At 60.4% G+C, this 25949-nt stretch carries 23 protein-coding genes; 14 read left to right on the forward strand and 9 right to left on the reverse strand.

The window, feature by feature from the left end; translation table 11 throughout:
• Positions 1-11 precede the first annotated feature (11 nt).
• Positions 12-1103, reverse strand: a complete 1092-nt coding sequence (locus OH720_RS17725; protein ID WP_272602242.1) for a polyamine ABC transporter substrate-binding protein — start codon at positions 1101-1103, stop codon at positions 12-14.
• Positions 1104-1204: 101 nt separating this feature from the next.
• On the opposite strand from OH720_RS17725, the gene OH720_RS17730 reads away from it, so the two are divergent.
• The gene (locus tag OH720_RS17730) at positions 1205-2098 is read left to right on the forward strand and encodes a LysR family transcriptional regulator (protein WP_272602243.1); all 894 of its coding nucleotides are present in this window, start codon (positions 1205-1207) and stop codon (positions 2096-2098) included.
• 88 nt (positions 2099-2186) lie between these two features.
• Entirely contained in the window at positions 2187-3653 is a 1467-nt protein-coding gene (locus OH720_RS17735; RefSeq protein WP_272602244.1) for a nucleobase:cation symporter-2 family protein, read from the forward strand.
• A gap of 9 nt (positions 3654-3662) precedes the next feature.
• On the opposite strand, the gene OH720_RS17740 is transcribed toward OH720_RS17735, so the two are convergent.
• Positions 3663-4586 carry a carbon-nitrogen hydrolase family protein gene (locus OH720_RS17740; protein ID WP_272602245.1) on the reverse strand — a complete coding sequence of 308 codons (924 nt, stop codon included), beginning with the start codon at positions 4584-4586 and terminating at the stop codon, positions 3663-3665.
• A gap of 84 nt (positions 4587-4670) precedes the next feature.
• Here OH720_RS17740 and OH720_RS17745 point away from each other — a divergent pair, with 84 nt between their 5' ends.
• Positions 4671-5579 carry a LysR family transcriptional regulator gene (locus OH720_RS17745; protein ID WP_272602246.1) on the forward strand — a complete coding sequence of 303 codons (909 nt, stop codon included), beginning with the start codon at positions 4671-4673 and terminating at the stop codon, positions 5577-5579.
• 10 nt (positions 5580-5589) lie between these two features.
• Here the strand turns inward: OH720_RS17745 and OH720_RS17750 are convergent, their stop codons facing one another.
• Positions 5590-5841 (reverse strand): hypothetical protein, encoded by a 252-nt coding sequence (locus tag OH720_RS17750; RefSeq protein WP_008061409.1) that lies wholly within the window; start codon positions 5839-5841, stop codon positions 5590-5592.
• Positions 5842-6004: 163 nt separating this feature from the next.
• Here OH720_RS17750 and OH720_RS17755 point away from each other — a divergent pair, with 163 nt between their 5' ends.
• On the forward strand, positions 6005-6322 hold the full coding sequence (locus tag OH720_RS17755; protein ID WP_272602247.1) for a DUF883 family protein: 318 nt from the start codon (positions 6005-6007) through the stop codon (positions 6320-6322).
• Positions 6323-6455: 133 nt separating this feature from the next.
• Here OH720_RS17755 and OH720_RS17760 read toward each other — a convergent pair whose 3' ends face one another.
• The gene (locus OH720_RS17760) at positions 6456-7496 is read right to left on the reverse strand and encodes an Ldh family oxidoreductase (protein ID WP_272602248.1); all 1041 of its coding nucleotides are present in this window, start codon (positions 7494-7496) and stop codon (positions 6456-6458) included.
• A 183-nt stretch (positions 7497-7679) separates the two neighbouring features.
• Here OH720_RS17760 and OH720_RS17765 point away from each other — a divergent pair, with 183 nt between their 5' ends.
• Together OH720_RS17765 and OH720_RS17770 are read left to right on the forward strand one after the other, a co-directional pair.
• On the forward strand, positions 7680-12239 hold the full coding sequence (locus OH720_RS17765) for a dermonecrotic toxin domain-containing protein (RefSeq protein ID WP_272602249.1): 4560 nt from the start codon (positions 7680-7682) through the stop codon (positions 12237-12239).
• 97 nt (positions 12240-12336) lie between these two features.
• Positions 12337-13338 (forward strand): FecR family protein, encoded by a 1002-nt coding sequence (locus tag OH720_RS17770; protein WP_272602250.1) that lies wholly within the window; start codon positions 12337-12339, stop codon positions 13336-13338.
• A 55-nt stretch (positions 13339-13393) separates the two neighbouring features.
• On the opposite strand, the gene pvdQ is transcribed toward OH720_RS17770, so the two are convergent.
• The gene (gene pvdQ, locus OH720_RS17775) at positions 13394-15730 is read right to left on the reverse strand and encodes a bifunctional acylase PvdQ (protein WP_272602251.1); all 2337 of its coding nucleotides are present in this window, start codon (positions 15728-15730) and stop codon (positions 13394-13396) included.
• A gap of 240 nt (positions 15731-15970) precedes the next feature.
• Between pvdQ and OH720_RS17780 the strand changes: the two genes are divergently transcribed.
• Entirely contained in the window at positions 15971-16342 is a 372-nt protein-coding gene (locus tag OH720_RS17780) for a fe2+ zn2+ uptake regulation protein (protein ID WP_180206652.1), read from the forward strand.
• A gap of 24 nt (positions 16343-16366) precedes the next feature.
• On the opposite strand, the gene OH720_RS17785 is transcribed toward OH720_RS17780, so the two are convergent.
• Positions 16367-16555, reverse strand: coding sequence for a hypothetical protein (locus OH720_RS17785; RefSeq protein WP_075945084.1), 189 nt, complete (start codon positions 16553-16555; stop codon positions 16367-16369).
• A gap of 1052 nt (positions 16556-17607) precedes the next feature.
• Here OH720_RS17785 and OH720_RS17790 point away from each other — a divergent pair.
• From OH720_RS17790 to OH720_RS17820, 7 genes are all read left to right on the forward strand, one after another.
• Entirely contained in the window at positions 17608-18054 is a 447-nt protein-coding gene (locus tag OH720_RS17790) for a DUF411 domain-containing protein (protein WP_272602252.1), read from the forward strand.
• Positions 18054-18488, forward strand: a complete 435-nt coding sequence (locus OH720_RS17795) for a YqaA family protein (protein ID WP_272606474.1) — start codon at positions 18054-18056, stop codon at positions 18486-18488. The genes OH720_RS17790 and OH720_RS17795 overlap by 1 nt, the downstream gene beginning before the upstream one ends.
• Before the next feature lie 83 nt (positions 18489-18571).
• Positions 18572-19594 (forward strand): alpha/beta fold hydrolase, encoded by a 1023-nt coding sequence (locus OH720_RS17800; protein WP_272602253.1) that lies wholly within the window; start codon positions 18572-18574, stop codon positions 19592-19594.
• 13 nt (positions 19595-19607) lie between these two features.
• On the forward strand, positions 19608-20561 hold the full coding sequence (locus OH720_RS17805) for a D-2-hydroxyacid dehydrogenase family protein (RefSeq protein WP_272602254.1): 954 nt from the start codon (positions 19608-19610) through the stop codon (positions 20559-20561).
• A 137-nt stretch (positions 20562-20698) separates the two neighbouring features.
• Positions 20699-21232, forward strand: coding sequence for a tetratricopeptide repeat protein (locus OH720_RS17810; RefSeq protein WP_272602255.1), 534 nt, complete (start codon positions 20699-20701; stop codon positions 21230-21232).
• A gap of 66 nt (positions 21233-21298) precedes the next feature.
• The gene (locus OH720_RS17815) at positions 21299-21784 is read left to right on the forward strand and encodes a sigma-70 family RNA polymerase sigma factor (protein WP_272606475.1); all 486 of its coding nucleotides are present in this window, start codon (positions 21299-21301) and stop codon (positions 21782-21784) included.
• Positions 21781-22542 carry an anti-sigma factor family protein gene (locus tag OH720_RS17820; RefSeq protein ID WP_272602256.1) on the forward strand — a complete coding sequence of 254 codons (762 nt, stop codon included), beginning with the start codon at positions 21781-21783 and terminating at the stop codon, positions 22540-22542. The genes OH720_RS17815 and OH720_RS17820 overlap by 4 nt, the downstream gene beginning before the upstream one ends.
• A 73-nt stretch (positions 22543-22615) precedes the next feature.
• On the opposite strand, the gene OH720_RS17825 is transcribed toward OH720_RS17820, so the two are convergent.
• The 3 genes from OH720_RS17825 to OH720_RS17835 form a co-directional block, all read right to left on the reverse strand.
• Positions 22616-24172 (reverse strand): trypsin-like serine peptidase, encoded by a 1557-nt coding sequence (locus tag OH720_RS17825; protein ID WP_272602257.1) that lies wholly within the window; start codon positions 24170-24172, stop codon positions 22616-22618.
• Positions 24173-24259: 87 nt separating this feature from the next.
• Positions 24260-24538 (reverse strand): hypothetical protein, encoded by a 279-nt coding sequence (locus OH720_RS17830; protein WP_272602258.1) that lies wholly within the window; start codon positions 24536-24538, stop codon positions 24260-24262.
• A 111-nt stretch (positions 24539-24649) separates the two neighbouring features.
• Positions 24650-25948 (reverse strand): ATP-binding protein, encoded by a 1299-nt coding sequence (locus tag OH720_RS17835; RefSeq protein ID WP_272602259.1) that lies wholly within the window; start codon positions 25946-25948, stop codon positions 24650-24652.
• Position 25949: the final 1 nt, after the last annotated feature.

Genomic DNA, 25949 nt, shown 5'->3' on the forward strand with positions numbered 1-25949 from the left:
AAGGCTCCTTGTTATTGGCGGCTACGGAAAGTGGTCCACACGCGGGTACGCTGGCGCATGTCCTTGAGGCTCATGCTGCGGTCGGCGTACAGGCGCTGACGAATCTCGGCGGGTGGATAGATGTCCGGGTCGGTGCGCACCGCCTCGTCGACCAGCGGCGTCGCGGCCTGGTTGGCGGTGGCGAAGAACAGCGTGTTGGTCAGCGCGGCGACGGATTCGGGGCGCAACATGAATTCGATGAACTGGCGCGCAGCTTCGGGGTGCGGCGCGTCCTTGGGGATCGCCAGGTTGTCTTGCCACACCAGGGTGCCTTCCCTGGGAATCCGATAGGCGATTTCATAGGGTTTGTTGGCCTTGCGCGCCTGATCGGCGGCCATGCTGGCGTCGCCGTTGTAAGCCAGGGCCAGGCACACGCTGCCATTGGCCAGGTCGTTGATCTGTCGACCGCTGGCGACGTACAGCACCGAAGGTTGAAGTTGATGCAGCAGCGCTTGCGCCGCGTCCAGATCCTTCTTGTCGGTGCTGTAGGGGTCCTTGCCCAGGTAATGCAACGCCAGGCCGATCACCTCCTGGGGTGAATCGATGATCGCAATGCCGCAGTCCTTGAGCTTGCTGGCGTACTCGGGCTTGAACAGCAGGTCCAGGCTGTTGAGCGGTACGTTCGGCAGGCGTTTCGAGACCGCCTCGACATTCATCCCCAAACCCAGGGTGCCCCAGGTATAAGGCACGCCATATTGATTGCCGGGATCGACCGCAGCGAGTTTCTCCAGCAAATCCGGATCAAGGTTGGCGTAGCCCTTCAAGCCGTCGTGAGCAATGGCTTGCAACGCACCGGCCGCCAGGCCCCGGGCCAGGACGCTGGACGAGGGCACCACAACGTCATAGCCACTGCCGCCGGTGAGCAATTTGGTTTCCAGCACTTCCGGCGCATCGAAGGTGTCATAGCGCACGTGAATGCCGGTTTCCTGTTCGAAGCTCTGCAAGGTTTCGGGGGCGACGTAATCGGCCCAGCTGTAGAGGTTGATGACTTTGTCCTCGGCCTGGGCCGCGGCGGCCATGGCGAGGAACAGCGTTGGGACACAATACTTGAGCACGGGAGCCATGACGCACACCTGACCTGAGGAAGTGGTTGCAGGATGCGTCCTCGGTTACATTGGTGAAATATCAAGTTAATTAACCTGACATTATTCCGGAGTAATGTTTGATGCTCGGCCAACTGCATGACCTGGACCTGCAACTGCTGCGCCTGTTTGTCAGCGTTGTCGAGTGCGGTGGCTTCAGCGCAGCCCAGGGTGAACTGGGCCTGAGCCAGTCGAGCATCAGCCAGCAAATGGCCAGGCTGGAGACCCGCCTCGGCTATCGCTTGTGCAGCCGTGGCAAGGGCGGCTTTCGGATCACGCCAAAAGGCGAACAATTGCTCAGCGCAACGCGCAGCCTGTTCCAGTCCATCGAAGCGTTCCGTCATCAATCCAACGGCGTGGCCGGGCGTTTGATCGGCGAAGTTCGCCTGGGTTTGTCCGAAGCGCTGGATCAGTCGGTGCTGCAGCGGGTGGCCGAAGCGATCCGGCGCTTTCGCGAGCGTGATGAGTCGGTACGCATCGAGTTGATGAGCGCCATGCCGGGTGACATGGAACGTTTGCTACTGCAGCAACGGCTGGACCTGGCCATCGGCTATTTCTCGCAGATCCAGAGTGCGTTTGACTACCGCCAGTTGTTTACTGAAACCCAGCACCTGTACTGCGCCGTCGGCCATCCGCTGTTCACCGATGAGGCGCCCGATGACCAGGCACTCCAGGCCTGCGACCGGGTCGATCACCCCTACCGCTTCCTGCGCAGCGACGAGCCCTTTCAAGGAAAGGTCTGCTCGGCGCGCTCTGAACAGGTCGAAGGCACCCTGGCCTTTATCCTGTCCGGCAAGCATGTGGGGTATTTGCCCAGTCACTTTGCCCGCAGTTGGGAAGACAAGGGTTTGTTGCGGCCGGTGCGTCGCGATGGCTTGAGTTTCGAGGTGGCGTTTCACCTGGCTCGGCATCGCGCCCAAGTGCCGGGGGATGCGCAGAAGGCGTTTGAAGAGGATTTGCTCGCGGCGTTTGCCTGAGGATTTTGCTTTTGCCGTGACTGGATCGTTCTGGCATCCTGCGCGTCCTTTTTCTGACCCGGCCCCGCCTCCCGGCGCACAAACCACCATGACTTCCCCTGAAAAAACCCCGCGCCACAGTGACCTGCTCTACGGCCTCGACGACCGCCCGCACCTTACCGCCACCGTGTTCGCCGCCCTGCAACACGTACTCGCCAGCTTCGTCGGGATCATCACCCCGACGCTGATCATGGGCAGCGCCCTGGGTTTGCAGAGCGAAATCCCCTACCTGATCAGCATGGCACTGTTCGTCTCGGGCCTGGGCACCTTCGTCCAGGCGCGGCGCTTCGGTCCGGTGGGCTCGGGTCTGTTGTGCCTGCAAGGCACCAGTTTCTCGTTCATCAGCGTCATCCTCAGTGCCGGTTTCATGGTCAAGGCCCGGGGCGGCGGCACCGATGAAATCCTCGCAACGATCTTCGGCGTGTGCTTCTTTGCCGCCTTCATCGAAGTGGTCTTGAGCCAGTTCATCGGCAAGCTGAGGATGCTGATCACCCCGGTGGTGACCGGCACCATCATCACCCTGATGGGCCTGTCGCTGATCAAGGTCGCCATGACCGACATCGCCGGCGGCTTCGGCGCCCCCGACCTCGGCGCGGCCAGTCACCTGGGGCTGGCGGCCCTGGTGCTCGGCACCATCGTGGTGTTGAACCGGGTCGACGTGCCATTCCTGCGCCTGGGCGCGATTGTCATCGGCCTGACCCTCGGCTACGCCGTCGCCTGGCTGCTGGGCCACGTCGATTTCGCCAGTCTGCCGGCCGTGCCGCTGATGAGCGTGCCGGTACCGTTCAAGTACGGCTTTGCCTTCGACTGGGTGGCGTTCATCCCGGTGGCGGTGATTTTCCTGGTGTCGCCGCTGGAAGCGGCCGGCGACCTGACCGCCAACTCGATGATTTCCCGTCAACCGGTCAAGGGCCCGGTGTACATTCGCCGGATCAAGTCCGGCCTGTTGGCCGACGGCCTCAACTCGGCCATGGCGGCGGTGTTCAACAGCATGCCGATGGTGACCTTCGCGCAGAACAACGGGGTGATCCAGCTGACCGGCGTGGCCAGCCGCTATGTGGCATTTTTCATTGCCGGCCTGTTGGTCCTGCTGGGGCTGTTCCCGATGATCGGCGCCGTGCTGCAGTTGATGCCCAAACCGGTGCTCGGCGGTGCGGAGCTGGTGATGTTCGGCACCGTCGCCGTGGCCGGGATCAAGATCCTCGCCGAGGCCGGCTTGCATCGGCGCAACATGCTGATCGTGGCGATTTCCATCGGCATGGGCCTTGGCGTGGCCGCCGTACCGGAAGTGTTGCGCGAGCTGCCCAAAGCGCTGCACAACATCTTCGAATCGCCCATCACTGTTGGGGCGTTGTGCGCCATCGTTTTGAATATCTTCTTGCCCGAGGAATTCATCGAGCTGGAAGAAGACGATTTCGATCCGGAAGCCTCGATTCTCCAGGTCATGGAAAATCCGGATGTTCCGGCCAAGGCTGAACCCGCCACGCCTGCGGTTGTCGCACAGTTGAACCGCTGAGCCACCTGGTTATGTGTTGAACCGGAAGCCGGGCTTGGCGCGTTCATCCACGCTCAACTCGAATACGTCGGGGCGCGCGTAATGGCCGACGACGTCGAAGTCGTAGCGCGCGCGGACCAGGTCGTCGGTGTCGATTTCAGCGGTGAGCAGTCCCCGCTCTCCGCGTAGCGGCCCCGCCAGTACGTCACCCATCGGCCCGACGATCACACTGCCGCCGGCAATCAGCGGCCGATCCGACGGCCAGTTGGCGATCTCCATGCCCAGGGCTTGCGGCGAGTCCTGGACCTGGCAGGCACTGACCACGAAGCAGCGTCCTTCATGGGCGATGTGGCGCATGCTCACCTGCCACATCTCCCGCTCGTCCACCGTTGGTGCGCACCACACCTCCACGCCTTTGGCGTACATCGCGGTGCGCAGCAGCGGCATCATGTTTTCCCAGCACACCACAGCGCCGATCCGCCCGACCTGGCTGTCGATCACCGGCAAGGTCGAGCCATCGCCCTTGCCCCAGATCAGTCGCTCAGTGCCCGTGGGCATCAGTTTCCGGTGTTTGCCGACCAGTCCTGCCTGCGGATCGAAGTACAACGCCGTGCAATACAAGGTGCTGCCGGCACGCTCGATCACACCGATCACCAGGTTGGCGCCCGTACGCGCCGACAGCCCGGCCAGCGCTTCGGTTTCCGCGCCCGGCACATCGATCGCGTTGGTGAAATACCGGGCGAACGCTTCCCGACCTTCCGGCAATCGGTACCCCAGTTGCGTGCCGAACCCCTCGCCTTTCGGGTAACCGCCGAGCAACGCTTCGGGCATCACCACCAGCGCCGCGCCGGCTTCAACGATGGCGTTTTCGTACGAGAGGATCTGCTCCAGGGTCTCGGCCTTGCCAGCGGGCAGTGCGCCAATTTGCAGTGCAGCAACGATTGACTTGGGCATTACGCTAACTCCATTCGAATCGGGTGTTGCCCATTCTCAGGCGCTACAGGATCATGAATAAAGCCCCGTTCGCTGCTGAATGATATGAACCTGATGAATATCGCCACCGTCGACCTCAACCTGCTCAAAGTCTTCGAGGCCTTGCACGAAGAGTCCAGCGCCAGTCGTGCAGCATTGCGCCTGGGCGTCACGCAGTCGGCGGTGAGCGCGGCGCTGCGTCGGCTGCGCGAGCTGTACGGCGACCAATTGTTCGTACGCACCGGCCGAGGCCTGGCGCCGACGCTCAAGGCCAATCAGTTGAAACCGGTGGTCAGCGACGCGCTGAACAAATGCCGGCAAAGCCTGGCGATGGTCGATCCGGCAGCCCATCATTACGAAGGGCGTTCGGTCACGGTGGGCATGTCGGATGATTTCGAAATCGCCTACGGTCGCCGCTTGATCGAAGAAATCGCCCGCTGCGCGCCGAAATTGCGCCTGATCTTCCGCCAGACCCACAGCCAGATCGTCGCCCAGGCGTTGATGGAACGCAGCATCGACCTGGCAATCACGGCCGGCGGCTTCGCCGAACGCTTGCTCAGTCGTCAGGTTTTGGGGGAAGGCGATTATCTGTGCCTGGTTGACCCGATGAGCCTGGCCGCGGGTCAGCAAACCATCGACCTTGAAGAGTTCGTTGCCCGTGAACATATTCTGGTGTCATCGGGTGGCTTTATCGGGATCACCGACGAAGGATTGGCCGCGTTGGGCCTGAGCCGGCGGGTGTGCGCTTCGACCACGCATTTCGCGGCGTTGCCGCATCTGCTCAAGGGCAGCCAGGCGGTGGCGACCATTCCGGCCCATGCCGCCCGAAGCATCGCTGCGCTCAGCGGCCTGGCGCTGCTGCCCTGCCCCTTGGCGCTGCCGCGTTATCCGATCGAACTGGGCTGGCGCACCAGTACTCAGCTCGATCCGGTGGTGTTGAAAGTGCGCGAGGCGATTGTCGCGAGTTTTGCGTGAAAACCCTGCGTTACTTGGCCGCCATCAAGCGATTGACTTCGCTTCGCACCATGTTCGAGAACTCCGGTGGCGACATGCCGTCCAGCTCGGCGCGGACCCACTCGGCCCATTTGCCCTTGCGCTTGGCGCGCTCGCCGAACAGCCGCGCGGCTTCGCCCTTGGCCTTGCCCAGGTTGTTCTGCCAGAGTTCGAACAGACGGGATTTCTCGTCTTCCAGCGCTGCGCGCTCGGCAAGGGGTTTGTCGGCCAGATTGAAACTCATGGAAATTACCTGCTGCGTAAATAGGCGACATCTTACACTGTAGGTGGAAATGTCCTGCGCTGGATTTTTCAACAGGATGGCGTCCGCCCGCAAGATCACTGCAACTTTTTCCGTCGCGCCGGACTCCATTGTTCAATGCCCATTAACTGCAAGGAGTCACCCAATGGCCCGCAAAACCGCCGCACAAGCCGCCGAAGACCAGATCAAGGACCAGGCTTTCAGCGAACTTCAGTCACTGATCGAAGAGTCGGAGAAACTGCTCAAGAGCAGTGCGTCACTGGTCGGAGAAGAAGCAGACACGCTTCGCGGACAAATCGCCCAGAAACTCCAGCAGGCACGGGACTCGGTCACCAGCGTGCGCGCCCGGACCCTGCCGGCGGTGGAGGCCACTGAGACCTATATTGGCGGGCACCCATGGCAGACCGTGGCCATTTCCGCAGGATTTGGGTTGGTCGTGGGCTTGTTGTTGGGCCGCCGCTAAATCTGCGAGACCACCTGTTGAAACGTGGCCTCTGTAGGAGCGAGCCTGCTCGCGATGGTCGTTAACGAAGACACGTGTTTACTGGTTAAACGCGGCGTCCAGAAGTCCATCGCGAGCGGGCTCGCTCCTACAGTCAGAGCCCCGCTAACTCCCGCAAATTCGCCAGTGTATCTGCATCCAGCGCAATACCCTCAGCGTTGGACTTCGCCCGCTGATGATGCCGCCGATCCCCCGGCAACCGCTTGAGCCCCACACCGTGCATCTGCCGCACCAGTTCCTGGCTGCGCTCGGCAAAGCTCTGCCCGGCTGCCTTGCTCGGGTCGATCACGATCAACAGTTGGCCGGTCCACGGGGTCTTGGCCCCCGGGTGGTTCTTCCAGTCGAACTCGAACGAGAAATTGCCGCCGGTCAACGCCGCCGCCAACAGCTCCACCATCATCGACAGCGCTGAACCCTTGTGGCCGCCAAACGGCAGCAACGCGCCACCCTCCAGAATCGCTTTCGGGTCCTGGGTCGGCTGGCCGAGGCCATCGACGCCCATCCCCGGCGGCAAGCGTTCACCCTTGCGCGCGGCGATCTGCACATCGCCATGGGCGATCGCGCTGGTGGCCAGGTCGAAGACAATCGGCTCACCGCCTGCTCGTGGGGCCGCGAAGGCTATCGGGTTGGTGCCGAACAGCGGGCGATCGGCGCCGTGCGGCACCACGCAGGTCATGCTGTTGACCACGCTCAATGCCACCAGCCCTTCATAGGCGAACGGCTCGACGTCCGGCCACAACGCCGCGAAATGATGGGAGTTACGAATCGCCAATACCGCAATGCCGGCACTGCGAGCCTTCTCTACCAGCAAGGCGCGGGCGGCGGCGAGCGCCGGTTGGGCGAAGCCATTGCCTGCGTCGACCCGGACAAAACCCGAGGCGACGTCCTCGACCACAGGCTTGGCCTGGCCATTGACCCAGCCGCTTTTCAGCGTCGACACGTAGCCGGGAATACGGAACACGCCATGGCTGTGGGCGCCATCGCGCTCGGCACCGGCGCAGTTGAGGGCCAGTGTTTTGGCGACCTCGGTGGAGGTGCCGTGACGAACGAAAATGCGTTCGAGCAACAGCACCAGAGAATCAAAATCCAGGGTTGAGTTGGCCGAACTGACTGCCATTTCAGGCGAAGCGGTCATCTGAAGCTCCAGTTTTATTGTTAGAGGCGGGCAACAGGTCGATTAAGTGCTTTCTTACCGCCGTCCTGTCAAGTCTCTCGCACAAGCAATATGTACCGCACCCCGCCTTTTCCCGGCCCCTACTGTTGCCCCTCGACCCAACGACCTGCGCTGAACACCGTCGCAGCCCATCGAGGAAACACCATGACGACAACTGCATTGCCGTATTTTTTTGACGAAGCCTTGTCTGCATCCAGTACCACGCCACTCGGCGAACGGGAAACCGCGCTGGGCTTTACCCTGGACGATCTGGACTGGCTGAACACGGTTTATCTACCGACCCAGGCAGCCCGCAAAGCCCATGAAAAACCGATGCTGGCCTTTCAGCTGCTGTTGTCTTTGGCCGACGAGACCGGCAATCCACTGGCCGGCGCCTTTATCATGAGCCGGCCCAACGATGGCGAAGTCACGCTCTACACACCGTGGAAAGGCTTGAGCAAATTCGCGGGTATGGCCGAGCTCAAGAGCAAACTCAAGGAATGGCTGGCGCAGGCCACTGGAAAACGTGAACTGTTGCGGTTCCTCTCCATCGAACAACGCCTGCCCTTGGCCGCTGCCACGGAACTCGACATCGCCACCCGCGAAATCGAAGGCGCGGTATTCGCAGATCAGGAACTCACGCTCAAGCAACAGCAGGAAAAAAACCTCAAGGCGATGGCGGGCGAGTTGGTCAAGATGCCCACCTTGCAATCGATGCTGGACGACCTCCCAAGCCTGCTTGAGACATTCTGGAACACGCCCATGGGCAATGGCCTGGCGCGCCAGGCTTTTTTCGCCGAGGGCCTGCGCGACACTTTTCACGCGAAGCTGTTGTACCAGCGCCAACAGGGCACTCTGACCACAGAGCAATACCTGCAACTGATGAAGGTCAGCCTCGCCCCGGCCACGGGCGATCCCCTTCGCATCGAAAAAGTGCGGATCACCGCCCCCCTCAAACCTTTCGCGGAGCTTGCCTCGACCCTGATGATCGGTCGCGCGAACACCCTCGGTTTCCTTTACAGCCCGTCCCGAGGCGTCGACGTCACAAGCAACCTGTCGGCGGTGAAAACAATCCTGCGACAGATGCTCAGAAGCGAAGGGCATGAAGACACGCTGCTCAACTTCATGTCACTGGACGAACGCAGCACGTTTACTGAACTGGAGCCGAACGATTGGGTGCTCGTCGGTCAGCCCGTCGTCGGCGCGGTGTTTGCTAGCGTGATGGCTGACATCATCGATAAACAACGGCAAAACCTCAGCAATGCCTTGAGCCTTTACCGTGAAAGCGAAGGCACGCAGGACCCTCATGCCTTACTCGACAATGCCCTGGACGTCCGGGGGTTGATCGATCAGCGCTTGCTGCTGCGCGACAGCGCAGGACGCTGGAGCACTCGTCCGGACCGACGCATGAGCGCACGACCGGCCATAGTGCGCGGCGGGTTGGCCAAAACGGAGCTGTCGCTGCTGGGCTCGGTCGAACAGGCGCTCGATCAACGCCTTGAAAAACACCCGGCCATTCCCACCACAGCCAGCACATTCTCCGAGGCACAAAACCTCGTCAGTTCATCATTGGCGGATTTGCAGTCAAGTTTTACCCATACCCTGGCAACGGCACTGCGCAGTGAATTGAAGCTTCGCGCCGTCTCGCGCACCCTGGGTGCGACGGAACAGGCGATCATCAAAACCGTGCTCGATACGCCTACACGCGTGCAACGAGCGGCGTTGAACGGCTTTTTTCCGGAGGTCTTCTCCCTCGCGTTGAAGGCTGGCGCCGCTGTAACCCCGCTGAAGCTGGCCAGTTGTTTTGTCCTGACCGAACGGGGCGGCCTGGATCCGGTGCATTCGGGCAAGGCCATCTTGTGGACGCCGGCACTGGGATTTGAAGCGTTCAAGGCACTGACGCCGCTCAAGGACGAGCTGGAACGGCGCCTCAAGGACGACAATCATCGTTGCATGCTTCTGGAAAACCTCGGTCGCAGCGAGCGATCGCCAGGCAAGGCCTACACGCTGGCGCCGCTGCAACGGGTCCATGGGCATTTTCTCGACAATTTGCAAAAACCCTTCGTTGATCTGGACCAGGCCTTCGTCACCCGTGCACTGGCCACCCCGCTCGCCCCTGCGCCGCTGGCCAGCCTGCTCAATCTGGTGGCCCTGCGCGAGCCCATGACCGGGCTGAGCCATGCGACCGACATCGCCCAGTCCCTGATCACCCAGCAAAAACTGCCGACCTGGCTGGCCAAGGCACCGATCAAAGAGCTGATCCTGCATGGCGAACTGCTTGAGCAATACCAGAACAACGTCAAGGACGACGAGGATTACCTCAGCGGCATCCGCTCATTACCGCGCACCGCCCACCATGAACTGGAACAACAGCTCAAGGCAGACGGTTTCAACCTTGATCCGGACAAGGTCCAGGTCCAGATCGCGAGCCCCTGGTCTGCGCCCCGCAACCAGACCCTGACCGAGTTTGCGCTGGCGCATCTCAAGGACCTGGACACGGTCTCCCTCAAACTGACGTCGCTGGACACCACGGTCATTCCAGAGGGCATGAACGAACGTTATGTCAAAGACCTGATACGCGACCTGAAACCCGGTGAGCATCAGCAAAAAATACTCAGCGCGGCCCTTGCAGACACCGTGGCAAATGCCGATCGCAGGCAACGTTTTTACAAGCAACTGCCCTGGCAACTGATGCACCACGCCCACGTGGAAAAACTGCAGGAACGCCTGAGCGAAACCGGTTTCGACCTGATCCGCCAGGTCATGGACATGCCTGATGCCATCGCCCGTAAAGCCGTCGAGGGGGCCCATGCGATCATCCGCCCCCTGGAGTTGCTCGGCGTCAGGAGCGGACAAACCGTCAAGGTGCCAGGCGTCTATCTGATCGGTTCATCGGCCGACAGCACAGCGCCGCAGGTGCTTGTCGCCCCTCACAGTCCACGACACGGGATAAAGGAATACGCCAGCGAAACCCAGCTGCTGGCAGAGCTGAAGTCGCGCGGCGCATTGCTTGATTGGGTCCTCATGAACCTGAGGAATCTTGATCGGTTTTCACTGGAGACCCGGATGGCAACGCGCGGCAACCGGGCTAAAAGAGCCGGGTCGGTGGCCACGCAGACCGAGGTCACGCTGGCGTCCAATCCAATCAAGGGGCACCTGTTCGGGCACTTGTTCAATGACAATGCCGCGTTATTGGGCCGATTGCTCGGTTGTCAGTCCGATGACAGGAAACAGAGTCAATGGGCAACCATCAAGCACGTTCTGGGTGAAGACCTGCACGCGGCGTATTCGTTTTTCATGGGCAAGCTCGCCTACCCTGTCACGGTGTACCACAGCTACCTGGACATCAAGCAATCCGCCGAAGACCTGCAAACGCACAAATGGGGGGCGGCCATCAGGGCGTTCATCAGCGGCATCGCTCAACTCGCCTCGTTGCGCCAATCGCTGGACACTCACGCGCTGTCGACCTCTACGTCGACTGATGCGGAGCAAGAAAAACCCGAAGCTGCCTGCAAATGGCAGGACATCAAGGTCACCGCCCCCGAGCGCACAAAGTTACAGCGCCATGAAAACCTCCACGTTGACCTGGGTGCGCTCAAGCCTGACTCAACGCCGGGCCTCTACGCGCATCCGACGACCAGGCAACTTTACGGGCCGGTGGAAGGCAAGGTATTTCCGGTGGCCAAACGCGGCACTCAATGGCGCATCGCCAGCGCCCAGAAGCTCGGCCCTTATCTGCGGCAAAACACATCGAAACAGTGGGTGCTCGACCGGAAAGCACCGACACCGCAATTCGGCCTTATCAGTCGGCTGGATGCGCTGGAGGCGGCTTGGGACGGCATGAACGTCGACGCCCGTGGAATGCCGCAGATTCGACGTATTTTCCCGCACAAGGCCAGACAGATCGACCAGGCGCTGGACCAGGCAACGAGCTATGCCTGGACCTGCTTTCAAAACCTGCAGTTGCTGAACAACGCCGACGACACGGACACCCCCGTGCATCAACTCATCAAGCGTTTCATCGATGTGCCAGAGGTGCTGCCCGCGCATGTGCAAAAGCTGGAAAAGGTCGTGGGCGATATCTTTAGCGCCTTGCTGGACCCCACACTTAGAAAGGCCAAGTCCGATCGCTTTGTCGTCGGCAGGGTAATCGACAGCGCAGACAGTACATTCGGCTTTATCGTACCCAAGGACAAAACGAAGACGATCTATCTGGGAGAAAGATTCTTCGACCCCGATTTCGAGCATTACCGCCGACATCTTTCCGACACCACGTTCCCGATCCACACGCATGCCCGGGCGATAACGCTCCTGCACGAGCTTTCACACATTGCTTGTAAAACCGAGGACATTTCCTACCTGGACCCTGGCAGACCCTTCCCCGACCTGATCGGCACGGCCAGCGCGACCGCCATTGCTCTCAAGGATGCATTGACCGACGTTCAGAACACCGCACTGGCAAAAGAGACGCCTTACACTCGATTGTTCATGACTCAGGATCCCGACACCGGCGAGTGGGAAGACCCGGGAAGTACCACATTTGAAGATACCGATCGGGTAAGGACGCATATTCTGGCGTTGACCGGCGCAGACAACCTGGCCGGTGCTCGCGACATCTTCAAACATAATTCACTGACCCGGCTGGCGGTACAACTTGGAAATGCCGACAGCGTGGCCTGGTTAATCAGCCATCTCGGACGCGAGTTACACGTCAATACACCTTGACGGCGGAAAATAAACAGCCGTTTGATGGGTAAATGCCATGACGGCTGTTCTCGTCGACTGCCCTCAAGGTTAGAATGCGGGAAATCAGGATGAGTCAATGACCGACAGCCCACTCTCACAAGCCCAGTTTGACGCCATCACCGAGGCCGCCGCGCATTGGTGCATGCGCCTGCATGCACCTGACTGCACCGCTTCGGAGCGGCAGGCATTCGAGCAGTGGCTGGATGTTCATCCGCTGCACCTGGTCGAATACGAGGCCATGCTGGAAATCTGGGACGTTGCAGGCGACCTGCCACGCCCCGAATCCAACATTGTGCCAATGGTTCGCCCCACCCGGACACCCTGGCGCACTGTCGGCATGGCGGCGGCCGTGTGCGCACTGGCGCTGCCGTTGGCGGCTTACAGCGGCTGGAACCTGGGGTGGCTGCCCGATTCGTACCAACACTTCGAGGCGACCGACAATGTGCGTCAGGTCACCTTGAAGGACGGCAGCCAGGTGGAACTGAACCTGGGCAGCGAGTTGACCTACAGCAACTACAAGGATCGACGCCAGGTCACCCTGGGCAAAGGCGAAGCCTTTTTCAGCGTCAGTCACGACACATCCCACCCGTTCGTGGTCAAGGCCGCCGAAGGCCGGATCCGCGTCACCGGGACAAAATTCAACGTCTGGATGTATGAAGACCAGGTCAAAGTGAACCTGATCGAAGGCTCGGTACTGGTCAGCAGCAACGATGACCTGCCGGGGGACGGCTTGAGGCTTGGCCCTTCGATGCAAGCGAGCTACGGCCATGGCGACTACATGCCGCGGATCAGCCAGACCTACGACAACGACAACTCGCTGGCCTGGCGCAGCGGCAAACTGGTGCTCGACGACCTGGCGCTCAACGATGCCCTGCCGTTGATCAACCGTTACCTGGAAAACCCCTTGGTGGTCGCCGACAACAGTACCGGCGCAATCCGCATCGGCGGCATCTACAACATCAAGGAACTCAATACCCTGGTGACGTCCCTGCCCAAGGTGCTGCCGGTCTACCTGACCCGCAACAAGGACGGCAACCCGGTTCTCAACTCGATTCCGCAGCAAGCCCCGAAAAGCTGAAGGCCGCCACCCTTGCGGGGTGCGGCCTTCATGTCTCGATCAAATACCCGCCAACCTAGTGAGCCGCCACCTTGGCGTCCTGCTCGCGGATAGTTTGCGCCTGATAGTCCGGATCGGACTTGATTTGCTGCTCGGTGAACGGCAACACACTCAGCTGTTTCTGCGAAAACGCCAGCGTCTGGTCCCGGGCGTATTTCGAGGCCGGATCACTCGACAGCGAGAACGCCAGCAATCCCTTGGCCTGCGGGCCCTTGTCATCGAACGTCACCACTTGCAGATAGCTGGTGCCGCTGACCACTTCGCGTTTGCCGTCGGTCCTGGGCACGCTCTGGATGGCGTTGTAGACGCCCAGCGTACCCGGCCCGCCGTGGATCGGCGTTTGCTCCCCGCCGCTGCTGACCACCTGGACATCGCCCCAGCGCGTGTCTTTCCTGAGCCCTGACGCCTTGACCTGTTCTGCCGATGCCAGCATCGCCTGGCGCAGCGCCTGCGCTACCGGCGCACGCTCAATCGCCAGGCCGCGCGGCGTGTGCTGCGGGTCCAGCGGATCGAACGCCACGCGCCAGACATCGGGCAGCTGTTCCAGCGGTTCCACGATGTTCTGGAAATGCACCAAGCCCACGCCGCTGTCGAGATTGGCCTTGCCATCCCACGCCTTGAGACTGGCACACAGCGGCGCCAGCGCCTGCGCATCGGCCCCCAGGTCGGACGCGCAGAATTGCAACAGGTCCGGCATCACTTGCGCCGCCTGATACACCTGGTCGTCCAGCACCATGTGTTGCAGATCCGCTGCCGCGATCGGCCCCGACTTGGCCAGTTTACCCAGGCGATCGAGGGCAAAGCGCGCGCGCAGGCCCAAGGGTTGGCTGTCCTGGCTGATCAATGGCGAGAACCCGGTGAGCGGCTGCGCCGGGTTGGCCAGCCAGGCCGAATCATTGGAATGCTGCACGAAGTCCTTGCGCAACAGTTGTGGCAACTTGTCCGCCGCATAGATGCCTTTTTGTGCGGCTTGCGGGTCGATATCCCAGGCGCAGGCACTGTTGGAACCGTCGAGGACGATCATCTGCAAGCCGATCCGAGGGTCACTGCACTGCGCGAGTTTTTCGCGGCTGACATTCGGCACCACCGACAGGTTCATGTACAGCGTCTGGCCCTGATCATCCGCCGCCAGGGTGTTGACCCACGGGATGCCCTGGATTTCATGGACCGAGGCCTGGAACTCCTTGAGGTTGCCGGCACGGTTCATCGCGTACCACTGCTGCAACACCCGGTCGTTGTCCAGGTTGGCGTCGCGCAAGCTGTAGGCGTACTGGTTGTCCCAGTCCAGCTTGCCAGGCCATTGCACGATCGGGCCGAACTGCGAGCTATACACCACGTGGGAAACCGCCTTGACCGAGCCGTCGGGCTGCTTGAGGTCAACGGTCAGTGTCTGCTTGTGCATCGGCAGGGATTTGCCATCAAGCAGGTAACGGGTCGGGTCCTTGGGATCGAGCTGCAGGCGATACAGGGTGAAATGCTTGGACGAATCCACGGTGTGGGTCCAGGCCAGGTGTTGGTTGAAGCCAATGTTGATCATCGGCAGGCCGGGCAACGCGGCGCCCATCACGTCCAGCTTGCCGGGGATGGTCAGGTGCATCTGATAGAAACGCATCCCACCGACCCACGGAAAATGCGGGTTGGCCAGCAACATGCCGCGGCCATTGAACGAGCGCTCACTGCCCACCGCGACGGCGTTGCTGCCGCGGTCGAGGGCGAAGCGCTGCATACGCATGTCGGCCACCTGAAAAGCTGTTCCTTTGCCTTTGTTGCCCGCGACCGCAGCCGGTGGCGTCGCGCCCGTCAAGGCTTCGGCAAACTGCCCAACGCCACCTTCCACCAACAGGCGGCGGGTCAGTTTGACCAGATCCATGCTGGTGATCTCCCTGACCCAATCGCCCTGGCACTGCTGCGGCAAACCCTGGGCCCGACGTTCGTCCAGGAAGCGGTTGTAGCCGGCCACATATCCTTCCATCAGCTGCCGTACTTCCGGGGTTTGCGCCTGCCAGAAGGCATCGACGGCCTGCGGGGTGTTCAACCAGGTGAAAAACAGATCGCTGACGCGGTTTTCACGCTCCTCGACAGTGAACTGGTCCGGGCCGAAAAACCGTGAGCGCTGACCGTTCACCGTGGCGATCTCATTGGCCAGCAAACACAGGTTATCCTGAGCGTAGGCATAGCCGATGCCATAACCAAGCCCGCGCTCGTTCTCGGCCCGAATATGCGGCACACCGAAACTGGTCCGGCGGATATCGGCACTGGCCTGCTCAGGCTCACTGCGCGCATTCGCCGCAAGACTCAGCCCCAGGCACACACCCGCCAGGCTCATCCTGGCTAACTGGCTGGAAATAATCACACTTGCTCCTGATCGAAAAACGATGGTTACAGTTCTGCGTACAGACACGCACTGCGCATTCTTCTAGGGACGAAGCAAACGAGGAAAATTTAGGAGGCTGGATGGCGGTCCCGAACCGCATTTCACGTCATGACGACGAAATTTCTACATTCAAGTCTTCATGATTTGGGTCGCTCATACGTCTTATCAGGTAAGAGCGCCCAATTTTTCCCGATCAGGCTCTGAAAAGGAGTTTTCGCCATGTACAACTCGCAACTGCCAACGGACGGTAGCAACGCGTCAAAGGGCACTTCCGTTGGAGTCGGTGTTTTCGACCAGCGTACCGAGCGCCACGGCAACGAGCGGATCCGCCTCCTGCTCAAGAGCTTTGGCCTGCGCACCAGTCTGATTCGTCTGAAAGTCATCGACGCCTTGCTCTCGGCCGCCGAAAACGACCGCAGCCTGGGGGTGCGTGGCGTGCACACGCACTTGCTGGAACTGGATATTCCCCTGTCGTTCCTGAGTGTGCGCGAAGTGTTGAAACGCTTGTGCAGCGAAGGCGTGATTGTCCTCAATGCGGACAAGAGCTACAGCCTTCACCCGCGGGCCGCCGCCCTGCTGCACAACGACTGATCGAGCCAGGCCCGGGGCTGCCGCTCAGGGCTTGACCTTTCGGCGCATCACGCCGTTGACGACCACCACGACCACCGCCACGCCAATGGCGATGTACTGGAACAGTTTTTCGCTGATGACGCCGGTGTTCTGCAAATACGAAAGGCCAAACATGATTCCCAGTACCACGAGGGAGATCAGAATCGAGTATTTCAAACGTTGCGACTGAGTCATTGGCAATTCCTGAATCTGAAAAAATGTATCCGCTGTGTATGCGCCTGCATGCCCGGGCTCCTGCCGTATGGTGGGGATGGGCGGTGGCTATGTTACAGCCGATGAAGATTTTTAGCTTTATCGCGGGGGCTGGGGCCTGACAGGTGACTCTTTTTTCGGTGTACATATCCGTTGCTGCGGTAACGGCTACTTATGGTTTCGCCCTTACGGCGACTCACTTTTTCAAACGCCAAAAAGTAAGCAAAAGGCTTTGCCCCACCACTCGGTGCCTCGCCTAGGCTCGGCATGCCCTCACTCCGGCATTGCTCCGTGGGTCGCCGCGATGGGCCATTCCCCACTGCGCAATGCCTGCGTTCGGCCAGCGTGGTTTAACGGGGCGCCCAAAATCTAAAGCCAAAGCGAGGCGGCCTTAAAGCCGACCTGACTTTTGCAGATACCCCCGATCCCCTGTAGGAGCCAGGCTTGCCGGCGAACCAGACGCTGCGGTGTATCTGTTGTACCGCGTTATCGTTCTTCGCCGGCAAGCCTGGCTCCTACAGGGAATTGCGTACGGCTCCCGATCAGGTCGGCTTTAAGGCCGCCTCGCTCTGCTTTTGCTCTGCTTTGGCTTTTGATTTTCTTGCCCCCTCGAGAGGCCGAGTGGAGGTTCTGCGCAGTGGGTAAACCGGCAAGGATGCCGGTTTAGCCGCGCTGGGCCATGGATGGCCCATCGCGGCGACCCACGGAGCAGGACCGGAGCGAGGGTATGCCGAGCCTTAGCGAGGCACCGAACGCCAGGGGCAAGAGCCCTTGGTTACTTGGGGCTTTTCCAAGTGACTCGCCGTAAGGGCGAAACCATAAGTGGCCGTTACCGCAGGAACGGATATGTACACCGTCACCAAACAACAGCCAACCTGACAAACTCGTAATCTTCCCCTCATCCATCTGACAGCCTTGATCTACGATAATAAGGCCAACCAACTCGGTAGCACTTCGAAACACACTCGGAACGCCTACCCGCAAAAAACCTTCAAAATATAATCCTTCGCCCGCAACCCGAGACCCCTTCCCTCATGCGAACCCCTTTACGTCTGGCTGCCTTGGGCGCCCTGTTCATTGCTTCCCTGGCCCAGGCCGCCGACCTGATCCCGATCGAGGTCCACCGGGATGCCAATTGCGGTTGCTGCAAGAAATGGATCAGCCACCTCGAAGCCAACGGTTTCAAGGTTGAAGACCACGTCGAAAGCAACATGAGCGAGTTCAAGCAACAACATGGCGTTCCGCCGCGCCTGGCGTCGTGCCACACCGGTTTGATCAACGGCAAATTCGTCGAAGGCCATGTGCCGGCCGATCAGGTGCTGGCCCTGAGCAAGCGCGATGACCTGCTGGGCGTTGCCGCCCCGGGCATGCCCATGGGCTCGCCGGGTATGGAAATGGACGGCATGAGCGATGCCTATCAAGTGATCGGCCTGAAAAAGGACGGCACCGATGTGGTGGTGGCGGACTACCCCGCCCATTGATTTTCACCGCCTGCTTCGGCTTGTTCCTGGCTGCATTCGGTGCAGCGACTTTGCTGCCGCTGCAGTCCGAAGCGGTGCTGGTTGGCCTGATACTCAGCGATCGGCACTGGCTGTGGTTGCTGCTGGCGGTCGCCACGCTGGGGAATGTCCTCGGTTCAGTGGTGAACTGGTGGTTGGGCGGCGCCATCGAACGCTTCCAGAACCGGCGCTGGTTTCCAGTCAGCGCCAAACACCTGGAACACGCCCGTCGTCACTATCAACGTTACGGCCACTGGTCGTTGCTGCTCAGCTGGCTCCCGGTGATCGGTGACCCTCTGACCCTGGTGGCCGGCGTCATGCGCGAACCGCTGGGGCGCTTCCTGCTGATCGTGACCCTGGCCAAGGGTGCCCGTTATGGCGCGCTCGCCTTGGCCACCCTGGGGTGGATGGGTTGAACCAAGTGCCGCGGCGATTGCCTGTTTAATGTCGCCCTAATCATGCCGATTCAGTATCGGCGGATTTTCCACGGAGTTCATCCATGCCCCTTACCCGCTCAAGCTGGCTGTCCGGTCTGCTGCTGACCGCCGCCCTGCCCGCCATCGCTGCCGAAGGCCCGGCCTACGGCCCCGAGCTGCAAGGCTTCGAATACCCCTACACCGTCAAGCATTTTGCGTTCGAGTCCCAGGGCAAATCCCTGCAAATGGGCTACATGGACGTGGCGGCCCATGGCAAGGCCAACGGCCGCAGCGTGGTGCTGATGCACGGCAAGAACTTCTGCGGCGCCACCTGGGAGACCTCGATCAAGGCCCTGAGCGATGCCGGCTACCGGGTCATTGCCCCGGACCAGATCGGTTTCTGTACGTCCAGCAAACCGGACAATTATCAGTACACGTTCCAGCAACTGGCCAGCAACACCCAACAACTGCTCAAGGCCCTCGGCATCCAGAAAGCCACCTTGCTCGGGCATTCCACCGGCGGCATGCTTGCCACCCGTTACGCGCTGCAATATCCCGAGCAAGTTGAGCAGCTGGCGCTGGTCAACCCCATCGGCCTGGAAGACTGGAAAGCCCTCGGCGTGCCCTATCGCACAGTCGATCAATGGTATGAGCGCGAACTGAAAGTAAACGCCCAAGGCATCCACGACTACCAGCGCAGCACCTACTATGATGGCCGCTGGAAACCTGAGTTCGACCGCTGGGTCGACATGTACGCGGGCATGGCCAAGGGCCCTGGAAAAACCCAGGTGGCTTGGAACTCGGCGCTGATCTACGACATGATCTTCACCCAGCCGGTGTACTACGAGCTCAAGGACCTGAAGGTGCCGACCCTGCTGCTGATCGGCACCGCCGACACCACGGCCATCAACAAGGACATTGCGCCGCCTGAGGTCAAGGCGAAAATCGGTCATTACGATGTGCTCGGCAAGCAGGTGGCAAAACTGATTCCGCAGTCGACCCTGGTCGAATTCCCCGGCATGGGCCATGCGCCGCAGATGGAAGAACCGGCGCAGTTTCACAAGGCCTTGCTTGGCTGGCTGGACAACACCAACCCCGTTCCTTGATGAGGTAAGGCTGATGGCGCTACAGATTGCAGTGATTGATGATTGGCAGGCTGTGGCCCGCGACGTGGTCGACTGGTCGGCGCTGGAGAGCATTGGCGAGGTTGCGTTCATCCACGACTACCCCGCCGACAACGCGACCCTGGCCGATCGCCTGGGCGGGTTTGACGTGATCTGCGTGATGCGCGAGCGCACGCGGTTCGACGACGACCTGCTGCGCCGCTTGCCCAATCTCAACCTGCTGGTCACCGGCGGCATGCGCAATGCCGCCCTCGACCTCAAGGCCGCCGCCGCGCTGGGCATACAAGTCTGTGGCACCGACAGCTACAAGCATGCCGCGCCGGAGCTGACCTGGGCACTGATCATGGCCGCGACCCGCAACCTGGTGGTCGAAGCCAACGCCTTGCGCGCCGGCAAGTGGCAGCAAGGCCTGGGTGGCGACCTGCACGGCAAGACCCTGGCGATCCTGGGACTGGGCAGCATTGGCCAACGGGTCGCCCGCTTCGGCCAGGCGTTCGGCATGCGGGTCATCGCCTGGAGCGAAAACCTCACCGCCGAACGCGCCGCCGAGTTCGACGTGACCTATGTCAGCAAGCAGGAATTGTTCGAGCAGGCCGACGTGTTGTCGGTGCACCTGCTACTCAGTGAACGCAGCCGTGGCCTGGTCGACAGCCAGGCGCTGGCATGGATGAAGCCCACGGCGCTGCTGGTCAACACTGCCCGAGGGCCGATCGTCGATGAAGCGGCGCTGATCAAGGCCCTGCAGAAACAACGCCTGGGTGGAGCGGCGCTGGACGTGTTCGAGCAGGAGCCCTTGCCCGAACATCATCCGTTCAGAACCCTGGACAACGTATTGGCAACGCCCCATGTCGGGTACGTCAGCCAACAGAATTACCATCTATTCTTTGCGCAAATGATCGAGGACATTCAAGCCTGGTCGGCGGGAAAACCGATTCGCCTGTTGAGCTGATAACGCCCGGCGACTGGGGGTTTTTCTTGCAAAAACCGCCGAAAAAAATGAATAAATGTTCAGGCTGCGGTGTTTATGTTTCGGTTGAAGGGTCATCAGCCCTTCTCAACGTTTTCGGCCCGTTCGGAGCATTGCCCATGAATCGCCGTCTCTCGATCGTTACTGCACCGCTGGTGCTCGCCGTCGCACTGTCCAGTTCCCTGGCATGGGCCAACGGCGAGGAAGATACCCCCGCCAAACCGCAGTGCCCTCGAGGGCAGGTGTTCGATAGCAAGGCACAACGGTGCGTGAAACAAACCAGCATGCTCTTGCCGGATGCCGACCGTACCGATTACGCCTATCAACTGGCCAAGGACGGGCGTTACGAAGAAGCCCTGGCCCTGCTCGATACGCTCAAGCAGCCCAACACCGCCAAGGCCCTGAACTATCGCGGCTACGCCACGCGTAAACTGGGACGCACCGATGAAGGCATCGGTTATTACCTGCAAGCGGTCAAACTCGACCCGCAGTATGCGCTGGTTCGCGAATACCTCGGCGAAGCCTATGTGATCAAGGGCCGGCTGGACCTCGCCCAGGAACAGCTGCAGCAGATAAAATCGATCTGCGGCAACACCACCTGCGAGCAATACCAGGACCTGGCCGAAGCCATCAACGCGTCATCGAAAACCTGACAACCCGATTGGAGGGAGGTCGCTATCGCCAGCGATCAGGAAATTAGGGCAGAACTGGGGCAGCATCTGGCGCGATTGTGGCGCTATGGCCTGCTGTTGTCCCGACAACGGCATGTGGCCGAGGACCTGGTGCAGGCGACCTGCGTGCGGGCGCTCGAACGCGGCGGGCAGTTCGAATCGGGCACGCGCATGGACCGTTGGCTGATGAGCATTCTGCATTCGATCTGGATCAATGAAGTGCGCACCCGCCGAGTGCACCAGGGCCAGGGCGTGGTGGATGTCGATCAAGCCCTGTCATTCGATGGCGAACAGGCGGCGCAGACCCATGTGCGCGCCGCGCAGGTGATCAGGCGCGTCGAGGCGTTGCCCGAGGCCCAGCGCGAAACAGTGTTCCTGGCCTACGTCGAAGGATTGTCCTACCGCGAAGTGGCCGATGTGTTGCAAGTCCCCATCGGCACCGTGATGAGCCGACTGGCCGCCGCCCGGCTGAAACTGGCCGAGTATCCGCCGCTGCACACGGTGCCGAACCCTTCCACCGGAGAACGTCGATGAACGCGAAACTGTCGGATGAGCAACTGGTGGCCTACCTGGACAACCAGCTCGATGCCGAACAACGCACCCGCATCGATGCCGCCATCGCCGAAGACCCGATGCTCGGCCTGCGCCTGCAATGGCTGGACCGCAGCAGCATGCCATTCAAATCGGCTTACGACGAAGTCACTCGACAAGCCCCGGTCGAGCGCCTGCAGGCCATGCTCGACACCTTGCCGGCCCCTGCACGCCCGGGGCTGAGTCGGCGCTGGTTCCTCGCGGCAGCCGCCGGATTGCTGGCCGGTGGTGTGCTGGCGGACCGTTTGTTCCTCGGCTGGCAAACCAGTCAGCAAACGCACAACTGGCGCGGGCTGGTCGCCGACTACATGGTGCTCTATGTACCGGAAACCCTCGACCACCTACCCAGTGACGAAACTACGCAACTGGCGCAGCTGCGCACTATCGATGCGCGCCTGGGCCTCAATCTTGCGCCGGCAAAACTGGCGTTGCCCCGCGCCCAGTTCAAACGCGCACAAATCCTTGAGTACGACGGCGTGGCCATCGCCCAGATTACCTACCTGGATCCGGTTCACGGCCCGATGGCCCTGTGCGTCACGCGCTCCAACAGCGGCAGCCGGCATTTCGCCAAGGAGCGACGGCACGGGATGAACATTGTTTATTGGGCGGATATGGAACATGCCTGGATGCTGATCGGGCGTCATCCAGTGGGGGATCTGGAGGAGATGGCCACGCAGTTGCGCGGCCGGATGGGTGCCTGACCCCGGAGGAGCTACAGTTACTTTTGCAACTCCCCCTGCTCGACGCCCAGCACACGTTACGTACTACTCGTATTTAGCCCTTGCGACTCGCCTCGAAATCCCGACTTACAGGAGGCGATTCATTACCGGCTTCATCCGTACCATAAGTGCAAAAGCGCCAGTTAGCCGGTTTAGGTAGATCGATTGGTTCCTCTGATACCTGAAGAACGTATCCATCCGCATTTGCACAGTCTGTCGAATCCAGAGGCCCGTACTTAACGTAAACACTTACGATCTCATTTAGATTCAAAAGAGACAGCACTACCCAGAATTCAGAGTTGTCTTCCGCAAGCACGATAACAGGGCGATCCACCGGTGCCGTATTGTCTATTTGACGCAACTTAATCGTGGCATGACGTTCCAACTGCCAAGCCGTCTGACCCGTTTTTTGACCAATCACGCAGATCGCCTGTATACCCTCTTTCGAGTCAACCGGCAGCTGGAGAAATGGCTGATCCGCTACAGGCAACGATTCGCCGTATCCTTTGGGCTGATCACACTGAATAGAACCGGCCGGGCCGGTTTTGTAGCGAATGCGTTGGAACGCTGGGTCGATCTTCAGATTCCATCGGGCCGGTTGCAATTTACCCGAAGCATCCGCAACCTCCGAACGGGTTGACCAGGACCCCACTCGGGTCAAACCAACACCATCCCCCTGATCAAGTTTGCTCAAATCGAGTGTGTTATCGGCTTTCAACGCGAGCAGTATCTGATCGACCGAATTGAAATAGACCGCATCCGGACGACTCTTCATGCCATCGCCGGTGATTTCACAAGGTCGAGCAAACCCACAACCATTCAGCGATGGTGCTACCGCAGTGCTCAAAACACCCACCACGCGCTTACCGTCTTTATCAAAGACCGGCGAACCGGAAGAACCACCGTACACCCCGATACAATCACTGGGCAACGCTTTGGGCCAGAACCACGGCAAGTCTTCGCGAATCGGATAGTAACCTTCAAAAACTGGCCGCGCCGACATCACATTGCACGCCGAGTAACGCAGGAAGGATCCTCCCGGAAAGGGCCCCAGGGGAATATGCGCGATGTCAATTTTTTGCGTCGAGGTGTTGAAACTCGTCAACACCAGAGGTTCTATTTGCCGAGAACTCAACTCTCCATAAGTGGCGTCCAACTCCAGAACAGCGATCTCGGTGGACTTCATACTTGAATAAACGATACGTTTGACAGGGACAGGAATATGGTCATCCTTATTGTCATGAAAAAACGCAGGGATGAATTGCCAGCCCGGCGGCATGGGTCTATCGATCACCACTTCATTATCACCGGTAAGTCCTGAAGGGTTGGCACAATGCCCCGCTGTCAACATAAGAGCCGGTTGGGCGGGGTCCGGGGTTTTGCTGCTGGCGATCAGCGTGGCGGTACAACGCCAGCCCACCCCGATCGTGGATGTAAAGAGGCCGACTGCGAAAAAACGTTTCGCTTTTGGTTCTGAGACTGAAATCAAATCGGGAATGCCGCCTGCGGGCACGACAGTTGTAGGCCTCGCAGGCCCCAACATACTGTCGGCCCAACTTGCACTGGTGTAAATACTTAATAATAAGACGATAACCTTGGAAGACTTTTTCATGTCAATTACCTCAATGTGGGTTTGAACATGAAAGGTTATGCCGGGCCATTCGTATACTGTCACAAATGACAGTTTTACATCAGTTTCTCATCCGTCCATCCGAATGGCACCCGGGAACTTCATCAGATCCTGCGCTCGCGCAAACGCCTCCACAGGCCCCGTCAGCAAGGTGTATTGCACCTTGTCGCCCACTTGAAAACAGTCGCCGCCGTCTGCCGTGAGATTGGGCCCAATTCGAATGGCCAGCTGGGAGCAGCCCTCATCAGGCAGGACCATGGCGAACTGGATCGACGTTGCGTCGACCCAGACTTTCCTGATGGCGTTGATCGTGCCATTGCCCGTTCTTTTTATTGTCGGTGCCTGCATCACTCGCCTCCAGTCCTTGGTGTTTGGCGCGACAACTTGACTGCGACGGGACCATGAAACGCCGAATTGGCATGCCTGGCTACTGTCAGGTTTGACAGGTGTGACGCGTTTTCAACCCGGCGCAGGCAACCACAACCGAAACCGCGCCCCGCCCAATGGCGACGCTTGCACGGTCAACGAACCACCTTGGGCCTCCAGCGCCCGACGGCTGATCGCCAGCCCCAGGCCAAACCCGCCGGTCGCACGGTCCCGGCTGCGATCGAGTCGGTAGAACGGCTCGAAAATGCGCTCGCGCTCGTCATCCGGGATGCCGATCCCGTCATCGTCCACCCAGATCTCACAGCCTTTGGCGCACACCTGTACGCCAACCTGAATGCGTTTTTCGCAGTAGCGCATGGCGTTGCGCAGCAGGTTTTGCAGGGCGCGGGCGGTCAGGCGCGGGTCGAGGCTGAAGCGCTCGAGCTGGCCGTGCAGCAACACGTCGATGACGATGTCGGGCGATTGTTCTTCATCGACGCTGCCCAGGATGCTGTCGATGAATTCATCCAGCGGCACTTCGATGGGCTCGGGCAGCCGCGCGGGGTTTTGCAGGCGGCTGTAGGAGAGCAATTCCAGTACCAGCTCGTCGAGTTCACGAATGTGATCGACCAGCCCTTGCAAACGCTCGCGGCTGGCGGTCGGCAAATCATCGGAAAGGGCCAGGGCCAGGCCGAAATCCAGGCGGGTCAATGGCGTGCGCAATTCGTGGGACACCGCGTTGAGCAGATCGCGCTGTTGATTCAGCAGGTTTTCGATGTCACCGGCCATGGTGTCGAAGACGTTGGCCAGGCTGCCGATGTTGGAGTTGGCGGCAATCTGCGTACGCTCGCCCAGGTGCCCCTTGCCGAAGCGCTCCGCCGCGCTTTTGAGGCGTTCCAGGTCACGCCAGTGCGGACGCAGCCACAGCAACAGGCAGGCGAGCATGGTCGCGCCGATCAGCACGTTGATGCTCCAGTACAACAGGCTCACGTCCATCGGGTCCGGCGGCACGACCATTTGCACCACCGTGCGTTCGTCCAGCGGTGCCACCGCCAGGGTGCGCCAGCCCCAGTCGCCGATGCGCACAACGTTTTCGCCGCGTTGCAAACGCTGCTGTTCCTCGAGGGAAAACTCGGCATCGTCGTTACTGCTGAGCAGGATGTGCAGCGGATGGAACTCCTTGTCCATTTCCGCCGCCAGGGCCGGCCATTGCTCGACCGGGACGACTTTGAACTGCTTGACCATCAGGGTTTGCAGCCCCCGGGAATAATCGAGGTTGTAGGTGAGGAAACGCTCGTGAAAGACCTTGATCACCAGGTCCGGCACCAAGTAGATCGCGGCGCTGAACGAAACGATGGTCACCAGGTACAGGCGAAAGAGGATTCTGAACATC

Source organism: Pseudomonas sp. WJP1 (assembly GCF_028471945.1).
Taxonomy (GTDB): domain Bacteria; phylum Pseudomonadota; class Gammaproteobacteria; order Pseudomonadales; family Pseudomonadaceae; genus Aquipseudomonas.

Excerpts from the sequence above, each read along its gene's own strand:
- OH720_RS17725 (WP_272602242.1), bottom strand. The coding sequence starts at position 1,103 with ATGGCTCCCGTGCTCAAGTATTGTGTCCCAACGCTGTTCCTCGCCATG.
- OH720_RS17730 (WP_272602243.1), top strand. The coding sequence starts at position 1,205 with ATGCTCGGCCAACTGCATGACCTGGACCTGCAACTGCTGCGCCTGTTT.
- OH720_RS17735 (WP_272602244.1), top strand. The coding sequence starts at position 2,187 with ATGACTTCCCCTGAAAAAACCCCGCGCCACAGTGACCTGCTCTACGGC.
- OH720_RS17740 (WP_272602245.1), bottom strand. The coding sequence starts at position 4,586 with ATGCCCAAGTCAATCGTTGCTGCACTGCAAATTGGCGCACTGCCCGCT.
- OH720_RS17745 (WP_272602246.1), top strand. The coding sequence starts at position 4,671 with ATGAACCTGATGAATATCGCCACCGTCGACCTCAACCTGCTCAAAGTC.
- OH720_RS17750 (WP_008061409.1), bottom strand. The coding sequence starts at position 5,841 with ATGAGTTTCAATCTGGCCGACAAACCCCTTGCCGAGCGCGCAGCGCTG.
- OH720_RS17755 (WP_272602247.1), top strand. The coding sequence starts at position 6,005 with ATGGCCCGCAAAACCGCCGCACAAGCCGCCGAAGACCAGATCAAGGAC.
- OH720_RS17760 (WP_272602248.1), bottom strand. The coding sequence starts at position 7,496 with ATGACCGCTTCGCCTGAAATGGCAGTCAGTTCGGCCAACTCAACCCTG.
- OH720_RS17765 (WP_272602249.1), top strand. The coding sequence starts at position 7,680 with ATGACGACAACTGCATTGCCGTATTTTTTTGACGAAGCCTTGTCTGCA.
- OH720_RS17770 (WP_272602250.1), top strand. The coding sequence starts at position 12,337 with ATGACCGACAGCCCACTCTCACAAGCCCAGTTTGACGCCATCACCGAG.
- OH720_RS17780 (WP_180206652.1), top strand. The coding sequence starts at position 15,971 with ATGTACAACTCGCAACTGCCAACGGACGGTAGCAACGCGTCAAAGGGC.
- OH720_RS17785 (WP_075945084.1), bottom strand. The coding sequence starts at position 16,555 with ATGACTCAGTCGCAACGTTTGAAATACTCGATTCTGATCTCCCTCGTG.
- OH720_RS17790 (WP_272602252.1), top strand. The coding sequence starts at position 17,608 with ATGCGAACCCCTTTACGTCTGGCTGCCTTGGGCGCCCTGTTCATTGCT.
- OH720_RS17800 (WP_272602253.1), top strand. The coding sequence starts at position 18,572 with ATGCCCCTTACCCGCTCAAGCTGGCTGTCCGGTCTGCTGCTGACCGCC.
- OH720_RS17805 (WP_272602254.1), top strand. The coding sequence starts at position 19,608 with ATGGCGCTACAGATTGCAGTGATTGATGATTGGCAGGCTGTGGCCCGC.
- OH720_RS17810 (WP_272602255.1), top strand. The coding sequence starts at position 20,699 with ATGAATCGCCGTCTCTCGATCGTTACTGCACCGCTGGTGCTCGCCGTC.
- OH720_RS17820 (WP_272602256.1), top strand. The coding sequence starts at position 21,781 with ATGAACGCGAAACTGTCGGATGAGCAACTGGTGGCCTACCTGGACAAC.
- OH720_RS17825 (WP_272602257.1), bottom strand. The coding sequence starts at position 24,172 with ATGAAAAAGTCTTCCAAGGTTATCGTCTTATTATTAAGTATTTACACC.
- OH720_RS17830 (WP_272602258.1), bottom strand. The coding sequence starts at position 24,538 with ATGCAGGCACCGACAATAAAAAGAACGGGCAATGGCACGATCAACGCC.
- OH720_RS17835 (WP_272602259.1), bottom strand. The coding sequence starts at position 25,948 with ATGTTCAGAATCCTCTTTCGCCTGTACCTGGTGACCATCGTTTCGTTC.